The 16325-nt window shown below is 36.4% G+C and carries 16 protein-coding genes and 1 pseudogene; 8 read left to right on the top strand and 9 right to left on the bottom strand.

The annotated features are described in order from the left end of the window. Window positions 1–105 precede the first annotated feature (105 nt). The 3 genes and pseudogenes from sufC to sufD all read left to right on the top strand — a co-directional run bounded on the left by sufC (window position 106) and on the right by sufD (window position 2611). The gene (gene sufC / locus AC3FI7_RS17045; protein WP_142723442.1) at window positions 106–849 is read left to right on the top strand and encodes a Fe-S cluster assembly ATPase SufC; all 744 of its coding nucleotides are present in this window, start codon (window positions 106–108) and stop codon (window positions 847–849) included. A gap of 30 nt (window positions 850–879) precedes the next feature. Then, window positions 880–1271: pseudogene (locus AC3FI7_RS17040) on the top strand (four helix bundle protein). 32 nt (window positions 1272–1303) lie between these two features. Continuing rightward, the gene (sufD, locus tag AC3FI7_RS17035; RefSeq protein WP_291901148.1) at window positions 1304–2611 is read left to right on the top strand and encodes a Fe-S cluster assembly protein SufD; all 1308 of its coding nucleotides are present in this window, start codon (window positions 1304–1306) and stop codon (window positions 2609–2611) included. Window positions 2612–2685: 74 nt separating this feature from the next. Here sufD and AC3FI7_RS17030 read toward each other — a convergent pair whose 3' ends face one another. After that, entirely contained in the window at window positions 2686–3609 is a 924-nt protein-coding gene (locus AC3FI7_RS17030; protein ID WP_491460571.1) for a DUF3078 domain-containing protein, read from the bottom strand. Between the two features lie 230 nt (window positions 3610–3839). Continuing rightward, window positions 3840–4766 (bottom strand): DUF3078 domain-containing protein, encoded by a 927-nt coding sequence (locus AC3FI7_RS17025; RefSeq protein ID WP_142723445.1) that lies wholly within the window; start codon window positions 4764–4766, stop codon window positions 3840–3842. Window positions 4767–5015: 249 nt separating this feature from the next. Between AC3FI7_RS17025 and AC3FI7_RS17020 the strand changes: the two genes are divergently transcribed. The 4 genes from AC3FI7_RS17020 (at window position 5016) to AC3FI7_RS17005 (ending at window position 8973) form a co-directional block, all read left to right on the top strand. Beyond that, window positions 5016–5783, top strand: coding sequence for a rhomboid family intramembrane serine protease (locus AC3FI7_RS17020; protein WP_491460570.1), 768 nt, complete (start codon window positions 5016–5018; stop codon window positions 5781–5783). A 32-nt stretch (window positions 5784–5815) separates the two neighbouring features. Next, window positions 5816–6925 (top strand): DNA-processing protein DprA, encoded by a 1110-nt coding sequence (gene dprA, locus AC3FI7_RS17015; protein ID WP_491460569.1) that lies wholly within the window; start codon window positions 5816–5818, stop codon window positions 6923–6925. A gap of 190 nt (window positions 6926–7115) precedes the next feature. Beyond that, a complete protein-coding gene (gene gdhA, locus AC3FI7_RS17010; RefSeq protein ID WP_142723448.1) occupies window positions 7116–8474 on the top strand; it encodes an NADP-specific glutamate dehydrogenase in 1359 nt (452 codons plus the stop codon). A gap of 130 nt (window positions 8475–8604) precedes the next feature. Next, window positions 8605–8973 carry an iron chaperone gene (locus AC3FI7_RS17005; RefSeq protein ID WP_142723449.1) on the top strand — a complete coding sequence of 123 codons (369 nt, stop codon included), beginning with the start codon at window positions 8605–8607 and terminating at the stop codon, window positions 8971–8973. 44 nt (window positions 8974–9017) lie between these two features. Here AC3FI7_RS17005 and AC3FI7_RS17000 read toward each other — a convergent pair whose 3' ends face one another. The 3 genes from AC3FI7_RS17000 to AC3FI7_RS16990 all read right to left on the bottom strand — a co-directional run bounded on the left by AC3FI7_RS17000 (window position 9018) and on the right by AC3FI7_RS16990 (window position 11015). Then, complete coding sequence (locus tag AC3FI7_RS17000) at window positions 9018–9317, bottom strand: hypothetical protein (RefSeq protein WP_291901134.1); 300 nt, start codon at window positions 9315–9317, stop codon at window positions 9018–9020. 237 nt (window positions 9318–9554) lie between these two features. Beyond that, window positions 9555–10043 carry a YkgJ family cysteine cluster protein gene (locus tag AC3FI7_RS16995; RefSeq protein WP_291901132.1) on the bottom strand — a complete coding sequence of 163 codons (489 nt, stop codon included), beginning with the start codon at window positions 10041–10043 and terminating at the stop codon, window positions 9555–9557. Beyond that, a complete protein-coding gene (locus AC3FI7_RS16990) occupies window positions 10044–11015 on the bottom strand; it encodes an ion channel (RefSeq protein ID WP_491460568.1) in 972 nt (323 codons plus the stop codon). Window positions 11016–11125: 110 nt separating this feature from the next. Between AC3FI7_RS16990 and AC3FI7_RS16985 the strand changes: the two genes are divergently transcribed. After that, the gene (locus tag AC3FI7_RS16985) at window positions 11126–11506 is read left to right on the top strand and encodes a group III truncated hemoglobin (RefSeq protein ID WP_291901128.1); all 381 of its coding nucleotides are present in this window, start codon (window positions 11126–11128) and stop codon (window positions 11504–11506) included. Between the two features lie 44 nt (window positions 11507–11550). Here AC3FI7_RS16985 and AC3FI7_RS16980 read toward each other — a convergent pair whose 3' ends face one another. The 4 genes from AC3FI7_RS16980 to AC3FI7_RS16965 all read right to left on the bottom strand — a co-directional run bounded on the left by AC3FI7_RS16980 (window position 11551) and on the right by AC3FI7_RS16965 (window position 16311). Then, window positions 11551–12621 carry a calcium:cation antiporter gene (locus tag AC3FI7_RS16980; RefSeq protein ID WP_291901126.1) on the bottom strand — a complete coding sequence of 357 codons (1071 nt, stop codon included), beginning with the start codon at window positions 12619–12621 and terminating at the stop codon, window positions 11551–11553. Between the two features lie 66 nt (window positions 12622–12687). Beyond that, window positions 12688–13026, bottom strand: a complete 339-nt coding sequence (locus tag AC3FI7_RS16975; protein ID WP_142723455.1) for a DUF6122 family protein — start codon at window positions 13024–13026, stop codon at window positions 12688–12690. 27 nt (window positions 13027–13053) lie between these two features. Beyond that, a complete protein-coding gene (locus tag AC3FI7_RS16970; protein ID WP_491460567.1) occupies window positions 13054–14292 on the bottom strand; it encodes a hypothetical protein in 1239 nt (412 codons plus the stop codon). Continuing rightward, window positions 14293–16311 (bottom strand): hypothetical protein, encoded by a 2019-nt coding sequence (locus AC3FI7_RS16965; RefSeq protein ID WP_142723457.1) that lies wholly within the window; start codon window positions 16309–16311, stop codon window positions 14293–14295. Window positions 16312–16325: the final 14 nt, after the last annotated feature.

Genomic DNA, 16325 nt, shown 5'->3' with positions numbered 1-16325 from the left:
AAATATAAAAAGCTTCTATCTGTCCGCTGAGGAAATACTTCAGTAAAAGACAAAGTGAATACACGATGAGAAGCTCACACAATTATAAAGCAAAAGTTAGCAAGAATGTTACAAATTAAAGACCTTCACGCCAAAATTGAAGATGGCGCAGAAATATTAAAAGGTATTAATCTTGAAATAAAGCCGGGCGAAGTTCACGCCATTATGGGACCGAATGGAGCTGGTAAATCTACCCTTTCTTCTGTAATCGCAGGAAAAGAAGATTACGAAGTGACTGGTGGAGAGATTCTTTTCGAAGGACAAGACATCAGTGAAGATGCTCCTGAAGATAGAGCTCACAAAGGAATTTTCCTTTCTTTCCAATATCCAGTGGAAATTCCGGGAGTTTCTGTAACGAACTTTATCAAAGCTGCTTTGAACGAAACAAGAAAAGCAAACGGACTGGAAGAAATGCCGGCAAAAGAAATGCTAGCCTTAATCCGTGAAAAATCTGAAAAACTGGGAATCAAAAAAGATTTTCTTTCAAGATCATTGAACGAGGGATTCTCCGGAGGTGAAAAGAAAAGAAACGAAATCTTCCAGATGATGATGCTTAATCCTAAGTTGGCTATTCTTGATGAAACCGATTCAGGACTTGATATCGATGCATTAAGAATCGTAGCAGACGGAGTAAATTATTTTAAAAACGAGGGAAACGCAGTTCTTTTGATTACCCACTATCAAAGATTGCTTAATTATATTCAGCCTGACTTCGTTCACGTGCTGGCAGACGGGAAAATCATCAAAACAGGTGATAAGTCTTTAGCATTAGAACTTGAAGAAAAGGGTTACGACTGGCTTCTTAATTAATTTGAAATTAAATATTTGAGATTTGAAATTATGGCCACTATAAATAGTTTTGAGGATTTAGATATATGGAAAAAATCCAGAGAATTATGCCAAAAAATTTTCATCTCACTAATACAAAATTCAAATTGCAGTCAAAATATTAAAAATCAAATCGACCGTTCATCTGCCTCTGTAATGGATAATATTGCAGAAGGTTTTGAAAGGGAAGGAAATAAAGAGTTTATTAATTTTTATCTATGTCGAAAGGATCATGTGGAGAAGTAAGATCTCAGTTGATCAGAGCATTTGATAGAGATTTTATTAACGAGAATGAATTTAATGATTTGAAAAAAGATTATGCGGATTTATCAAAAATGATTTCAGGTTTTATGAAGTATTTAAAAACTACCGAACATAACGGAAATAAATTTAACCGCTCATAATTTCAAATCTCAAATTTCAAATTTCAATAAACATGAGTTTAAAAGAACAAATTATAGAGAACCATAATGAATTTTTGGAGAGTCTTCGTCACAGATTTCTGGATGATGAAAGAAAAGAGGCGCTTCAAAGATTTACCAATATTGGTTTTCCTACTAAAAAAGACGAAGAATATAAATATACCAATCTAAAGGAGATCACGGAAAAAAGCTACAACTTCTTCCCGAAAGAACACCACAATATCACTAAAGAGCAGTTTGATGAGCTGCACCTTGGAGAAGAAAACTTTGATTGGATTGTTTTTGTAAACGGTAAACTTCACAAAGAACTTTCAAAAGTTTCTATTGAAAATGTAGAGTTCCTTTCTTTCAACTATGCGTTGAACGATGAGAAGCATAAAGAGGTTTTTGAAAAATATTTTAATACCATTGCATCTAAGGAACAGGCTTTCACGAACTTAAACCTGGCTTACTGCAAATATGGATTCTTTTTAAAAGTTCCTAAAAATGTAGTGATTGAAAAACCAATCCACGTTTTCTATATTTCTCAGAATCAGGATGAAAACACGTTCTACAATACAAGAAATCTTTTGATCGTAGAAGAAGGAGCAAAAGTAGAAGTAATTGAAAGCCACCATAATTTTGACAGTACTTATGTATTGACCAACTCTGTAACAGAGATCTTTACATATCCGAATGCGAAAGCTGACTGGCACAAACTTCAGAACGATAACAACACAACCTATCTTATCGATAATACTTTCGCAAAACAGGAGAAAGACAGCTTAACAACTGTAAATACATTCTCTTTCGGAGGTAAGCTGGTAAGAAACAATCTTGATTTCATTCATAACGGATCAAATATCAATTCATTCATGAACGGAATCACTATCATCGGAAAAGACCAGTTGGTTGACCATCATACAGCGGTTCACCATAACTTCCCGAACTGTGAAAGTTATCAGAACTATAAAGGAATCTTCGATGGCAATGCCCACGGAGTTTTCAACGGAAAAGTTTTTGTTGATAAAATCGCTCAGAAAACAAATGCTTACCAGCAGAACAACAACGTTTTGCTAAGTGAAGGAGCGAGTATCGATACTAAACCTCAATTAGAGATCTTTGCTGATGACGTAAAATGTTCTCACGGCTGTACCGTAGGCCAATTGAATGAGGATGCATTATTCTACCTGAGAGCAAGAGGGATCTCTAAAAAAGAAGCACAGGCATTACTTTTATATGCTTTCGCAAATGATGCCATGCAGAACATTGATATAGAACCTCTTAAACAAAAGATCTCAAAGCTATTGGCAGAGAAATTAGAAGTTGATATAGAATTTTAAAACTTATATATATTGATACACAAAAGCACTTCATTTTGAAGTGCTTTTGTATTTTTATGACAGAATTTGCCATTCTATTTTTTTAACCAGCTTTGGTTATCTTTATTATCTGAACGCTTTTTGCCATTATCAATATTATAGGCCAGACCTACACCTAATGTCTGTTTCAACTGTGTTTTCCATATCTGATTATGATCATACAACAGATCAAGAGTAACGTTGGTGGAAATATATTTATTGATTTTCATGCTTAAAACTCCGCTATATCCGAGAACCAGTCTTTCCGGATGGTCAAGATAGTTTGAGAAGACAGAAGCTGTATTTAAAAGGCTTATATTCTCCATAATCTTTAATTTATACATGGCTGTACCCAAGAACCCAAACTGGAAAAGAGAAGAATCTCCATCATTTTTAAGACCATAAGTTCCCGCTTTCTGAAGATCTTTGTCTAAAACAAAAGTCCATCTTGCGTTCGCAGGACGCAAAGTTACTGTAAGATTATCATTGGGACGATAGGTAACCCCAGCTCCTAAATTCAGATATCCAGGTGCCATAAAATTCGAAATCTTGGCAGCATCCGGATTATTGCCATCTTCGTACCCTGGAGCAAATTGAGTCTGGAGGCCTGCACCTGCTGAGAAATACCAGTGCTTGGCAAACTCTCTACCATAATTGGTTGAAAGATTGATAACATCCTGGGTCTTTCTTACTCCTGTTCCCTGGGTGTTATTTTGTCCATAGCCCAAAACAATAATATTTTCCCACAGATCTTTTCCTTTTTCATAGGTCAGGTTATAATTAACACCGGCAAGCCAGCCTACGTTATTGGCTCCCCCACCTACCCAGTTTGAAAAGGCAGCCTGATTAAGCATTAATGTATTTTGCCCCTGAATAGACCAGGCTTTCACAGTGTCTGATGCCGGAGCATCTGTTTTAGTCTCCTGGGCCAGCGCTAACGCTCCAAAAGAGACAGAGCTGATCAATAAAAGTTTTTTCATAATGTCGATTTGTTACAAATGTATAAAATAATAATTTTTGACAGAATAAAATTCACTATAAAATGAATTTAACAAAGCTAAATTTCCCTTGATAATACAATGAAAACAAACCATTTAAATGAAAGCCTATTCCGGTTTAAACTTAAACCAACTTAAAATTACAGAAGTTAAAAAGCAAAAAAGCACCTCATATCTGAAGTGCTATACTTTGAAATATATTATATTTTATACTATTTTTTGATCCACCACTGGCTGTCTTTACGGTCAGAGCGCTTCACTCCATTATCCAGTGTATAGGCGAATCCAATTCCGAGGGTTTGTTTCAGCTGGGTCTTTTCAATCTGATTATGATCGTACAGCAAATCTACTGTTACATTGGATGAAATATATTTGTTTACTTTCAGGTTCAGTAAAGCTCCATAAGCTAGAACCAGCCTGTCCGGACGGTCAAGGTAATTCGAGAAGACAGACGCTGTATTGGTCAGGTAAATATCTTCCATAATTTTTAATTTGTATATTGCCGTTCCCAGAAAACCGAATTGCAGTAAGGAAGTATCACCATCACTCTTTAAACCGTAGCTTCCTGCCGTCTGGAGGTCTTTGTCCAGAACAAATGTCCATCTGGCGTTGGTAGGGCGTAGGGTAACCGTAAGATCATCGTTTGGCCTGTATGTAATACCCATCCCGACGTTCAGGTAGCCTGGTGCCATAAAGTTTGAGATTTTTTTAGCTTCGGGATTGTTTCCGTCTTCATATCCTGCAGCAAACTGTGATTGAAATCCTGCTCCCATAGAGAAATACCAGCTTTTTGAAAATTTTCTACCATAATTGGTAGAAACATTAATGAGATCCTGAGTTTTTCTTATTCCCAATCCTTTTGTGTCATTCTGCCCATAGCCCAGTATGATGATATTCTCCCAAAGGTCTTTATCCTTTTCATAGGTCAGATTGTAATTGACACCGGCAAGCCACCCTACGTTGTTGGCTCCACCACCTACCCAGTTTGAAAAGGCAGCCTGGTTGATCATTAATGTGTTTTTTCCTAACACTGACCAGTATTTTACTGTGTCTACTACTGCGGAATCTTTTTTCAATTCTTCTTGTGCACTTGCATATATTCCTATAAAACAGGAAAGAATCAATAAAAACTTCTTCATTACTCTAAATAATTTTCAATGCAAAAATATTAATATAATTTTTTTAAAAGGTAAATTCACCTTTAAAGAATCGATTTTCACTAAAGTTTAATCACCTAATAACAAGATATCTCTATAAAATCAATGCCAAAATAATAAGTTCAAAAATTAAATTGATACCTTTTGTCTTAAAATCAGTTTGATAGCAACCCATTCATCGACAAATTTTCCGAAATTTATCATTGGCTTTTGATTTGACGTTAAATTCCCATGTTTAAGAATGTAATTTCCAAAAGAGCGGTTATATATCCATTGCTGATGCTTTCTGCAATGTGGTTCGGGTACTTTTTACAAATGCAGGGCTTTTTCCAAAGCTGTTTTGGAGCCATTATTCCTCTTTTGCCTGAGGGATTGTTTGGTATCGTTACATCACCTCTTTTACATGGAAATACTGATCATATTATAGGGAATTCTATCCCAATAGCAGCACTTATGTTTTTGCTTTATCAGTTTTATCCTCTGGTCGCCAATAAGGTTTTTATTATCGGCTGGCTGGCAACAGGACTTTTGGTATGGCTTCTTCCTCCCATTGACATTCTAACCGGAGAATATATGTATACCTGTACTATCGGAGCCAGTGGTGTGGTATATGTTCTTGCTTTTTTCCTTTTCTTCAGCGGGGTATTCAAATGGAATACAAAACTTCTCACCATTTCAATGCTTGTAGTCTTATATTATGGAAGTTTAGTGTGGGGAATGCTTCCTGAAGAGCTGTTCTACAATATGCAGGAACCCAGTAAGATTTCATGGCAGGCCCATCTTTCCGGAGCTGTAGTGGGAAGTATTATAGCATTTGCTTTTAAAAATGTAGGTGAAAAAAAGAAAAAATTCATCTGGGAGTTTCCGAATTATTACAGTGAGAAGGACGACAAGCTGTGGCAGGAATACAAGGAAAACCATCCTGAAGATTTTATGGAGCTTCCTTACAAGAAAAAAGATGACATTTGGGACCATTTGGATGAATTAAGGAAGAGATAAAACTTATTTTACTACATTTGAAAAAAACACATATGAGTTCCGAAGAATATTTTTACGCAATCGCTCTCCGCGAATGCAGCCATATTGGTGACATTCATTTTCATAAGCTCATCCGTACCTTTGGAAGCGCTCAGGAAGCATGGAAAAGAGCAAAAAAAGAGTATAAAAAACTGGAAGGTATAGGTCAGAAAACGGTTTCCGACATCGGAAACAGCAATCATTTGAAATTCGCAGAAGAAGAAGTAAATTTTTGCGAAAAAAATAATATCAAAATAAGACTAAAACATCTTAACGAAACCCCAACTCTCCTCAAAGAATGTCCTGATGCTCCCGCAATTCTCTATCAAAAAGGAAACATTGACAATGTTCTTCCAAAAGTAAGCATTGTAGGTACCAGAAATATGACAGCTTATGGCCGTCAGTTTATTGAAGACTTCTTTGAATCCACCCGGTTTTCGAAATATATCTCAGTAAGCGGACTCGCTTTAGGAGTTGATAAAGAAGTTCATGAACAGTCTGTTCGTAACCAAAAACCTACTGTAGCAGTTCTTGCACATGGTTTTCAATATTTATATCCTGCAAATAACAGAAAGCTTTCTGAAAAGATCCTTCAGGAGGGAGGTGCTTTAATTACAGAGTTCTGTTCATCCAGAAAACCGGACCGTGAAAACTTCATCCAGAGAAACAGAATCGTTGCGGGAATGTCACCTTCAATTATTGTAGTGGAAACCAGTTTTGGAGGCGGATCTGTAAGCACAGCAGCTTTTGCCAATGATTATAACCGTGATGTTTTTGCCCTTCCCGGAAAAATTACAGACGTTTACAGCCAGGGATGTAACCAGCTGATCTTCCATAATAACGCAACGGCTATTTCTACCATAAAAGATCTTATAAAACTATTGGGGCTGAATGCTCCCAAAGAAAAAATGGAGGAACTATTTCCTCATAGCGAGACCGGCATACAATTATCTGAAAATCAAGAGATAATATATCGATCCATCAAAAATCATCCTCAGATTTCTCTGGATGATTTGTCACAAAAAATTGACGTATCCACCCACAAAATTTTACCAATAATTTTGGAATTGGAACTTTTAGGGAAAGTAAAATCATTTTCCGGGAGACAATTCACAGCAATTTAAGATTTAATGATTTCTTAATATTGCATTATTTCACACATAACATTTCATTTTTAATAAAATTTGAAGATAAATTATCAATTTAATAATATTACGAAACATTATTATTTAATTTTTAACAATGTTAAAATATAGTGTTGTGAATCTTGAAAAAAAAATTAAATTTGTTGACAATAATATTCAACCTTAATATATGGAACAATATAATATTGACCAGAAAATCCAAGAGTTTATTGCAAAAATTGAAGCAAAAAATCCCAACGAACCGGAGTTTTTACAGGCTGTAAAAGAAGTTGCCGTAACTGTAATTCCGTTCATTGCTACGAAAAAAGAATATACCGGAATGAAGCTGCTTGAAAGAATGGCTGAAGCTGAAAGAATTATTATTTTCAGAGTTCCATGGGTTGATGACAAAGGAGAAATTCAGGTTAACAGAGGTTTCAGAATTCAGATGAACTCTGCTATTGGACCATACAAAGGAGGAATACGTTTCCACCCTACTGTAAACTTGTCAGTTCTTAAGTTCTTAGCTTTCGAACAGGTATTCAAAAACTCTTTAACGACTCTTCCAATGGGAGGAGGTAAAGGAGGTTCAGATTTTGATCCGCAAGGAAAATCTGATATGGAAGTGATGCGTTTCTGCCAGGCTTTCATGACAGAATTGTGCAAACATATTGGTCCTGAAACAGATGTACCTGCAGGAGACATCGGTGTTGGAGCAAGAGAAATCGGATATTTATTCGGACAATACAAGAAAATCAGAAACGAGTTTACGGGAGTTCTTACAGGAAAAGGTCTTGCTTACGGAGGATCACTGATTCGCCCTGAAGCTACAGGATATGGTGTTGTATACTTCGCTGAGCAGATGCTTAAAACGATCGGGCAGGATTTCCAGGGGAAAACTGTAACCGTATCAGGCTTCGGAAACGTTGCCTGGGGAGTTATCAAAAAAGCAACGGAACTAGGTGCTAAAGTAGTTACGATCTCCGGTCCTGACGGATATATCTATGATAAAGACGGTATCAGCGGAGAAAAGATCGATTATTTACTGGAACTTAGATCTTCAGGAAACAACAGAGCTGAAGATTATGCTAAAAAATATCCATCTGCTGAATTCCATGCAGGAAAACGCCCTTGGGAAGTAAAATGTGATGTAGCATTCCCTTCTGCAACTCAAAACGAATTAGATTTAGATGACGCAAGAAAATTAGTTGAAAACGGTTGTATCTGTGTTACAGAAGCAGCTAACATGCCTTCTACATTAGATGCCATCAACTATTTCTTAGACAACAAAGTATTATTCTCTCCTGGTAAAGCTTCCAATGCTGGAGGTGTTGCTACCTCAGGATTAGAAATGACCCAGAACTCTATCCGTCTTAACTGGACTTCTGAAGAAGTTGATGCAAGATTAAAGGAAATCATGATCGGTATCCACAAGGCTTGCAGAGACTACGGAAAAGACGAAGATGGTTATGTAAACTACGTAAAAGGCGCAAATATTGCCGGCTTCGTAAAAGTAGCAGAAGCAATGTTGGCTCAGGGAGTGGTGTAACAGAAAATACAAAGGTTGGGAGAAATTCCCGACCTTTTTTGATATAGCCTGTTCCCGGGATAATGGGAAAAAAGTAAAAAGTGAAAGGAGAAAGCGCTGCTATATGCAGTGCTTTTTTTATTTTTATGCAATGAAAGACACCTTTAAAAATATTGATGAATACATTCTTCTGTTCCCCATAGAAATACAGAAAAAACTACTTGAGCTGAGAAAAGCAATTCATTCGCAGGTTCCGGATATTGAGGAATATATTGGATATCAGATGCCTGCTTTCCGCTACAAAGGAAAGCCTTTGATTTATTTTGCAGGGTATAAAAAACATATCGGATTCTATCCCGGAGCTGAGGGCATCCGAAATTTTGAGAAAGATTTTGAAGAAAGGAAATATAAATTTTCAAAAGGAGCGGTTCAGTTTCCCATGATGGAAGGCCTTCCTCTGGATCTGATCACTAAGATTCTTTTATACAAAGTGGAAGAAGTCGAACAAAAAAAATCCTGAAATACAGGATTTCAGGATTCCGACTAGTGTTTGCTAAAGTGCTTTTACTTTTTCTTTTTCTTGTCTTTCTTTTCCTCTTTAGGGGTATCTGCAGGCTTGGTTGCATCCGTAGGCGTTGTACTTACTGATGGATCAGTTGCCGGGGCAGTCTCCGTTGTAGTTGCAGGTGATTTTTCCTGAGTTTTTGGATCCGAAGGACTTGTAGTCTGGGTATTCGGTTGTTGGGTTTGAGTTGTCGTTGGGTTATTAGTAGAAGTATCGGCCGGCTTTTGTGGTGTTGATTGTGCTGATACTGCGATTACTCCGACTAATGTAAACGCTGCCGTTAAAAATAACTTTTTCATAATGATAATATTTAAATGATTGTTTAACTTAAACGAAGCTTCAAATATAAAATTATGCGTAAATAGCTTATTTAACGTACTTTATGATTATTTAAGAGGATTTTGCAAAAATAAAATCGTTTGAATTAGCCGGAAGCAGCGTACTGGAAACCGGAAGTTTATTTCAGTAAAAATACTAACTAAAACAGCTCATTATCAAACCTTCCCTATCCTATCTTACTGCTCCCTACCTGAAATCTATTTCGAAATATTCTTCATCATTTTTTCTACAAATTCAAATGCAGCAGGACAGATCACTGTATTTTTCAGCATTAAATTATTAATCTGATAAATTTTCTTCCGGTCTGTATGTGGGTACTCACGACAGGCTTTTGGTCTTACATCATAAATTGAACAGGTATTATCACTGTTCAGGAAAAAGCAAGGAAGGTTCTGCAGTACTTTATCATTGTCTTCATCTACTCTTAGAAACTTGGCTTCAAAGTCTGCAGGTTTCATTCTCAGATGTTTGGCGATACGTTCAATATCTTTTTCTGTATAGAGTGGGCCTGTTGTTTTGCAGCAATTGGCACACTGAAGACAATCAATTTCCTCAAAAACTTCATCATGGGTTTCCTGCACTATATAATCAAGATTTTTGGGCGGTTTTTTCTTTAATCCGTCCAGAAATTTCTTGTGTTCCTTCTGCTTCTGTACAGCCTGTTTTTTATAAAAATCTAAATTCATTTATTCTTTGTTTCTCACGAAATCCGAAAGCTCTTCTCTTTTATATTCATTGATTTTGTCCAGATCCAGTATTGTGGAAAGATTTTCTTTATTCGGATAAAACATTGGGACAAATTTTGCCCCATAGACGATTTCTCCGGTAGTATATGAAGAACGCTGAACCACAGTGTTAGAAAACACTTCATCAAATGCGCGTACCTGTACGATAAGTTCAATATCCGTATTTTTAAAATCCTCTTCAGAAAAGCCATAAAAAGGAGAATTCTCATCAATTTTATGTACTACAGTCCAGTTGAGAGCTAACGTATTAATCTTGCTAAGCTGAGTTTCAAGCCGGTAAAAATTACTTTTGGCAATCCCGTTTTCTATGACTTCAATGGCTGCAGATACAATAACGTCTGCATCTGTGAGGGCATTATTTTTATAAGGAGCAAGCCTGAACATTAATGCCGAAGATTCCTGAAAAGGAGCAATCAATGCTATATCTGAAAATCTAAGATATGCCCGTGGCCTTGAAAACCTTCCGTAAAAAAGACCGGTTGCAATGGCAAAGGTAAGCAATCCCAAAAAAGCTTCAAAAGTAGCCACAAGGCTTGCCAAAAAGCCTACCGGTGCTATTCTTCCGTATCCTACTGTGGTAAAGGTCTGTGAGCTGAAGAAAAATACATCAATAAACTCGTTTAGCGGATCACTTTTGTCAATTCCGGTAAGATGCTCTACACCAATCAGATAGTAGATCATAGCAAAAAGCAGATTTACCAGAATGTAGGCAATAACCAGATAGGAGATAAAGCGGAATGATGAAAGATTCAGCATAGTATGATACCAGCTTAGCCTGTTAAAAACATTCACGCCCCTTCTCTGAACATTCGGGAGACCGTCCTTATTGATAAACCTTCCGGATGCATTGGTTCCGAAACCACTGTTCTCCGCATTTTTCTGACGGATCTTTTTTCTGAAACCTCCTGTCATTTTTAAAGCATTTTCTTACCGTTTGTGATGCAAAGATAAAATATTGTTTTGATGAATTTTATCAATTGATTCATTTGAGTTTTAAATCGATTTTGGAGTACATTTGAAGTATGAAAAAACTGGAGTCAAGAGAGGACATTGAACACCTTGTCAACTCATTTTATGCAAAGGTAATTAAAGATGATACCATAGGATTCTTTTTCAATGATATTGCTAAAGTAAACTGGGAAAAACATCTTCCAAAAATGTATTCTTTCTGGGAATCTATTCTCTTTGGGCAGATGAGCTATAAAGGAAATCCTATGGGAGTACACTTCCCCATTAATGAAATGCAGGCCATGGAGCAGAAACATTTTGACAGATGGCTTGAGCTCTGGCGAATCACCATTGAAGAAAATTTCGTAGGAGAAAATGCTGATATGGCGATTTATAAATCCGAAAATATAGCAAAACTGATGGCCTTCAAAATGGATTTAGCAAGAAGACTGTAAGAGAAATCTATTCGAGATCCGAGATATCAATATAATTCAGCTTATTAAGGAACTATTACCGTAAAGATATAAGCCGCCAGATTCACTAATAAAACAGTACCATACAGGATGTTTGTTTTTCCGCGGCTCAGGGAAAGCATTACAATAAATACTGATAAAGAGAGCAAAATAACGTCTTTTTTATCCAGACCAAGGACCAATGGGATATCATACATGATACATACTGCTGAAACTGCCGGAATAGTCAATCCGATACTTGCCAGCGCAGATCCTAATGCCAGATTTAAGCTGGACTGAATCTGGTTAGCCCTTGCCGCACGAATAGCAGCAACCCCTTCAGGAAGAAGAACAACGGCGGCAATGATAACCCCAACCAGGGATTTTGGCGCCCCCAGGCTTCTTACCATATCTTCAATTGTATCTGATAATCCTTTTGCCATAAGTACCACAATGGCGAGACAAATAAGCAGAAAAACAAAGCTTATCAGTGTTTTGACTAAAGTAGGAATATAATGTTCTTCCGGATGCTCATCAGGAACAATAAAATAGCTTCTGTGGCGCACCGTCTGTACCATAAGGAATACACCATAAATCACAAGACAGGCAATGGATATAAAAATAAGCTGGGCTTCATTGTAGAAAGGTCCGTTTACACTTGATGTAAAATTAGGCAGAACCAGCGTAAGCACCAGAATGGAAACAATACTTACCAGATAGGTAGTTGCTGAGGTTCTTGCAAAGAACTGCTCATGGTATTTAACGCCACCTACAAGAATACATATTCCCAGAATTCCGTTGAGAATAAGCATGACAGCAGCAAAAACGGTATCCCTGGCCAGCGTGATCGCCTGATCTCCGCCGGCAACCATCAGTGAGATGATAAGCGCCACTTCAATAATGGTGATACAAAGAGCCAGGATAATGGTTCCGAAAGGCTCTCCTACTTTATGCGCTACAACTTCAGCATGATGTACTGCTGATAAAACACTGCCAATCAATAAAATACCTGCAAGAATATCATAAAGAACTCCTGTTCCCATCAATCCGGAAAAGTAGTACCCTACCGCAAGGAGAGGAAAAATATAGGTGTAATGTAAGAATTCTTTAGGTTTCATAAAGTGACTACAAAATACAAAAAATCTATATTATTTTCAATATCAAAAGAAAATATTAATGTTATTTTAATGAGGCCAGAAGTTAAAGTCCTGATAATCTGTCAACATGTGAAACAGAAGCCCAATTCCTATAATCCTGACATTGCCTCTGAAAAACAGCATCAAAAAATACACCGCAATGGCATAATAGGAGTGTAAAAAATGAAAGCCTATGCTTCCCCTTGACGGATCAAAAATCGGATTGGCAAAAAGATGATCCAGGTCTACAAGCATTGTAGCCAGTAGTATAAGATATACTTTCTTCCAGTTTTTAGGATAAAAAACCAATGCTATAAAGACCGGAAACACAAAATGTAAAAAGTAATGTGTGCATGTTTTGAGCACAGCAATTTCTGATGGAGCCATTAATGGATATTTTTTCAGTTTCTATGATTACCACCGTAAAATTAAGGGTAAATCTCCTTTCTTCGCTTTTATTTTCAACCAGTAATCCTTTGCTTTATTTCCATACAGGACGTAATCAATGTCTGAAATGATCTTTTTCTCACTGCTGGTCAATATTTTTAAAGATGAATACAGCAAAGCATTATTTCTGATCAGGAAGTAATTTTCGTTTAACTGAGGTGGTAACTTCACTTGCTTCCTTGTTGACTGTATGACAATTCCCTTATCTGTTTTACTGATTTGATTGGGTTGAAATGGAATTGCGGTAAATTGATTTTCATCATTGATCCATTTCCTGGACTGGAAATACTCCCAGGTTTTTCCTGAATCGTTGCTTTGAATACCCATATTATAGCTGGGCTGTGTAATCTTCTGAATGGTCTTCTTTTCCACTTCATTAAAGTTATCATCATATTCATAGCTGATAATGGTATCATTGACCTGTACGAGGTCTGCAGTGCCCTTTAAAGCAATCACCCGTGAGGAATCAGCAATACTTTTATTGAAAAAACGGCTGAAATTTCTGATATTTTCTTTGTCAAGTTCCACTTCAAGAAAATGATTTCTTTTCTGAAGCATGGAGGTAATTCTGTCAAAAATTTCCCGGTTTGAATTGTTTCGGATCTCAATTTCATCATCATTTAACGTCATGGAAAAGTTTTGAATTTTCTGTCCTGAAATGAATGAAATACTTCCCAAAGTATTTTGAATAAACTGATCTGCATTCCAAACGGTATTCGCAGAATTATGAAGCATTTGCTTCCGTATAGTCTCAAAAGCAAGATCCGAAATCCCTGCCACACAATGATTTCCTTCCACCATAAGAAAGATCTGATCCTTCTGAAAATGGTTATCTCCTTTATCCGTAAACTTCTGTTTTTTTAAAAAACCAATGAATCGCTGGGAGTCTTTAAGTTCTAAAATGGTATACCATTCGGAGAACCCGGTGTCTTTAATATGGAAAATCTGTAAAAAATCTGGAATTCTGATCCCTGAATCTTTGAATGAGCCAGAGCTTTTATTTTTTGCTTTACCTCCGGACCACCTTGAAGGGTGCATTGCTAGGCTGAAGAGATATTGTTCCGTTAATTTCTTTGTGTCAATTAAAACAACCACATCTGCATTCTGAGGAATATATCTGAGGTTCTTATCCTTATGAAAAACCACAAAATATACCACAGTAATAAGCAATAATAGTAACGGAACAATAATCCTCTTTTTGTTCATTTATAAAATTTGTGGTTTCTTTTCTGTTTCTTTTGATTTAAAAACCTGATCAAATATATCAAAGAAGTACATTAAGCTGTTTTCTGAAGAATCTTTGATGTTATAATTCATTTCAGTCTGAATACTTTCTCCTTTCACTTCAGTTTTGTAATACAGCTCTCCTACATTTTTTCTGATGGCATCCAATGTTTTTCTTTCTTTAGGGCTTTTAAATTCTTTATCTAAACCCGTTAAAAGCTTTTGAATATCAAGTCTCCCGGATAAAGGATATTTAGCTGAGTCTTTTGCCCATTTTCTGGAAATATCTGACTGGTGTACAGATAAAATATTGTCGGCAGAACTCATCAGATATACCACTCCGTCTTTCACTGTAAAGAACAGCTGATCAATATATCCTCCATCTTTCTCTTCTTTAAAGGTGTACATGCTTCCTTTTTTAGAGAATCTTTTAGAAAATTTCTTGTTAGTTGCTAGCAGATCAAAAATACGATTCCAGTAGCCTTCATTTTCTGTTGCAAAAGCAAAAGTGAAGTTAGGAACAGCAATTTCTTTGGTTTTCTTTACTTCTTTTTCGTTGAAATCAGCATCATATTCAAAATCCGTGTACTCTACTGTTTTGGATTTCAGCTCGTTTAAAACAAAGATTCCGTTCCCCGGAGCTATTTTGGCAATCGCTTCTTCATCCAGAACAATCTTCATGGTTTCCATGATCAGCTCCATTTCTTTTTTATACTCATTTTCTCCGGAATTCTGAAGAAGACTGTACATCATATCAAAACACTTTGCCCCATTTATATTCATAGCATAGTAGCCAACACTTTTCTCATTGATAAGTTCCAGCAGTTTCTTATTTTTCTTCCCTTTGTAAATAGCTGATACACTGTTTTGTATACCTGCATTTTTGTGCTGATAATTATTGACCAGTCTTACTTTATCTTTATCAAAATACAGATTGTAAGAGTAATTGGAATCATACATATTTTTGAAAAACTGTCCATAGCTATAATACTTTGTCATCTTTCCGTAGATTCCTTCATTCACAATTCTTCCATAATCTGTGTACACAAATACATCCGAGTTGGCATCCCGGAATTTCAGCATTTCTTTGGGAACTTCAATTTCCAGATTTGAACTGAAGTATTGATCAAACCTGTCCTCAGCATTTTTTTTAACGATCCTGAAGTTTTCCCTGCGGATAGAGTCCTGTTCTTTCTGGAAAGCTTTTTCCTCTTCCTCGCCATATGCACTGTCAGGCATTTCTTCTCCATTTTCAGGACTTTCAGCATTTTCTTTTTCTTCAGGATATTTATGATGTTTTTGAAGATATTTGATATCTTTCTGGATTCTTGCGATTTCGTTGTTGTTATCTTTAATACTTTCCTTCAGGTATTTAATATCCTCCTTCAGATTTCTGATTTCTTCTTTATAATCAAATGGTTTTTCAGGTTCATCCGTATAAGCTGTATCTCCGGCATCTACGGCAGCACTGTCTACAACAGCAACAGAGGCACTGTCAGCGACAGCTTCCGTAGCCCAGAGATCTTTATAAGGTTTGGTATAGCTGATCATGCTGAGAACTGCACGACTTCCGTTCCAGGCAACAAAAATATCATCATTGATATCCACGTAAGAATAGTTCTTTCTGCTGGAGATCTCCTGCCCTTTTTTCTTTACAGAATTGATGAATTCCTGAAATTTTTCTTTATTATCAATGATAAAGTGGGTGTTGTAAGATTTAATAGAATCATTAAAACTGGCATAATGATACTGAACATCATCGTATTTAATTCCGGTTTTGGAGTAATCTGTCCAGGAAAGATTTTCTTTACTTTTTTTGCTGAGTTCATTCAGCAAAGGATTCAATTTATTCCAGTTGATTTTATTATTCAGCTGTTTCCCGTTGACTTCCATATAAAATACAGCATCAGACGGAATTTTCATGCTGTTCTGGGCAAAAGACAAAGTAAAGCCAAAGAGTACGAAAATAATTTTCTGTGTTTTTAATAAGATAGATTTCATGACTATAGTTTAGA

This window comes from Chryseobacterium sp. TQ-BC-N36 (assembly GCF_058382295.1).
The sequence above is the reverse complement of the archived record's forward strand: the minus strand, read 5'-3'. Positions and strand labels throughout refer to the sequence as shown.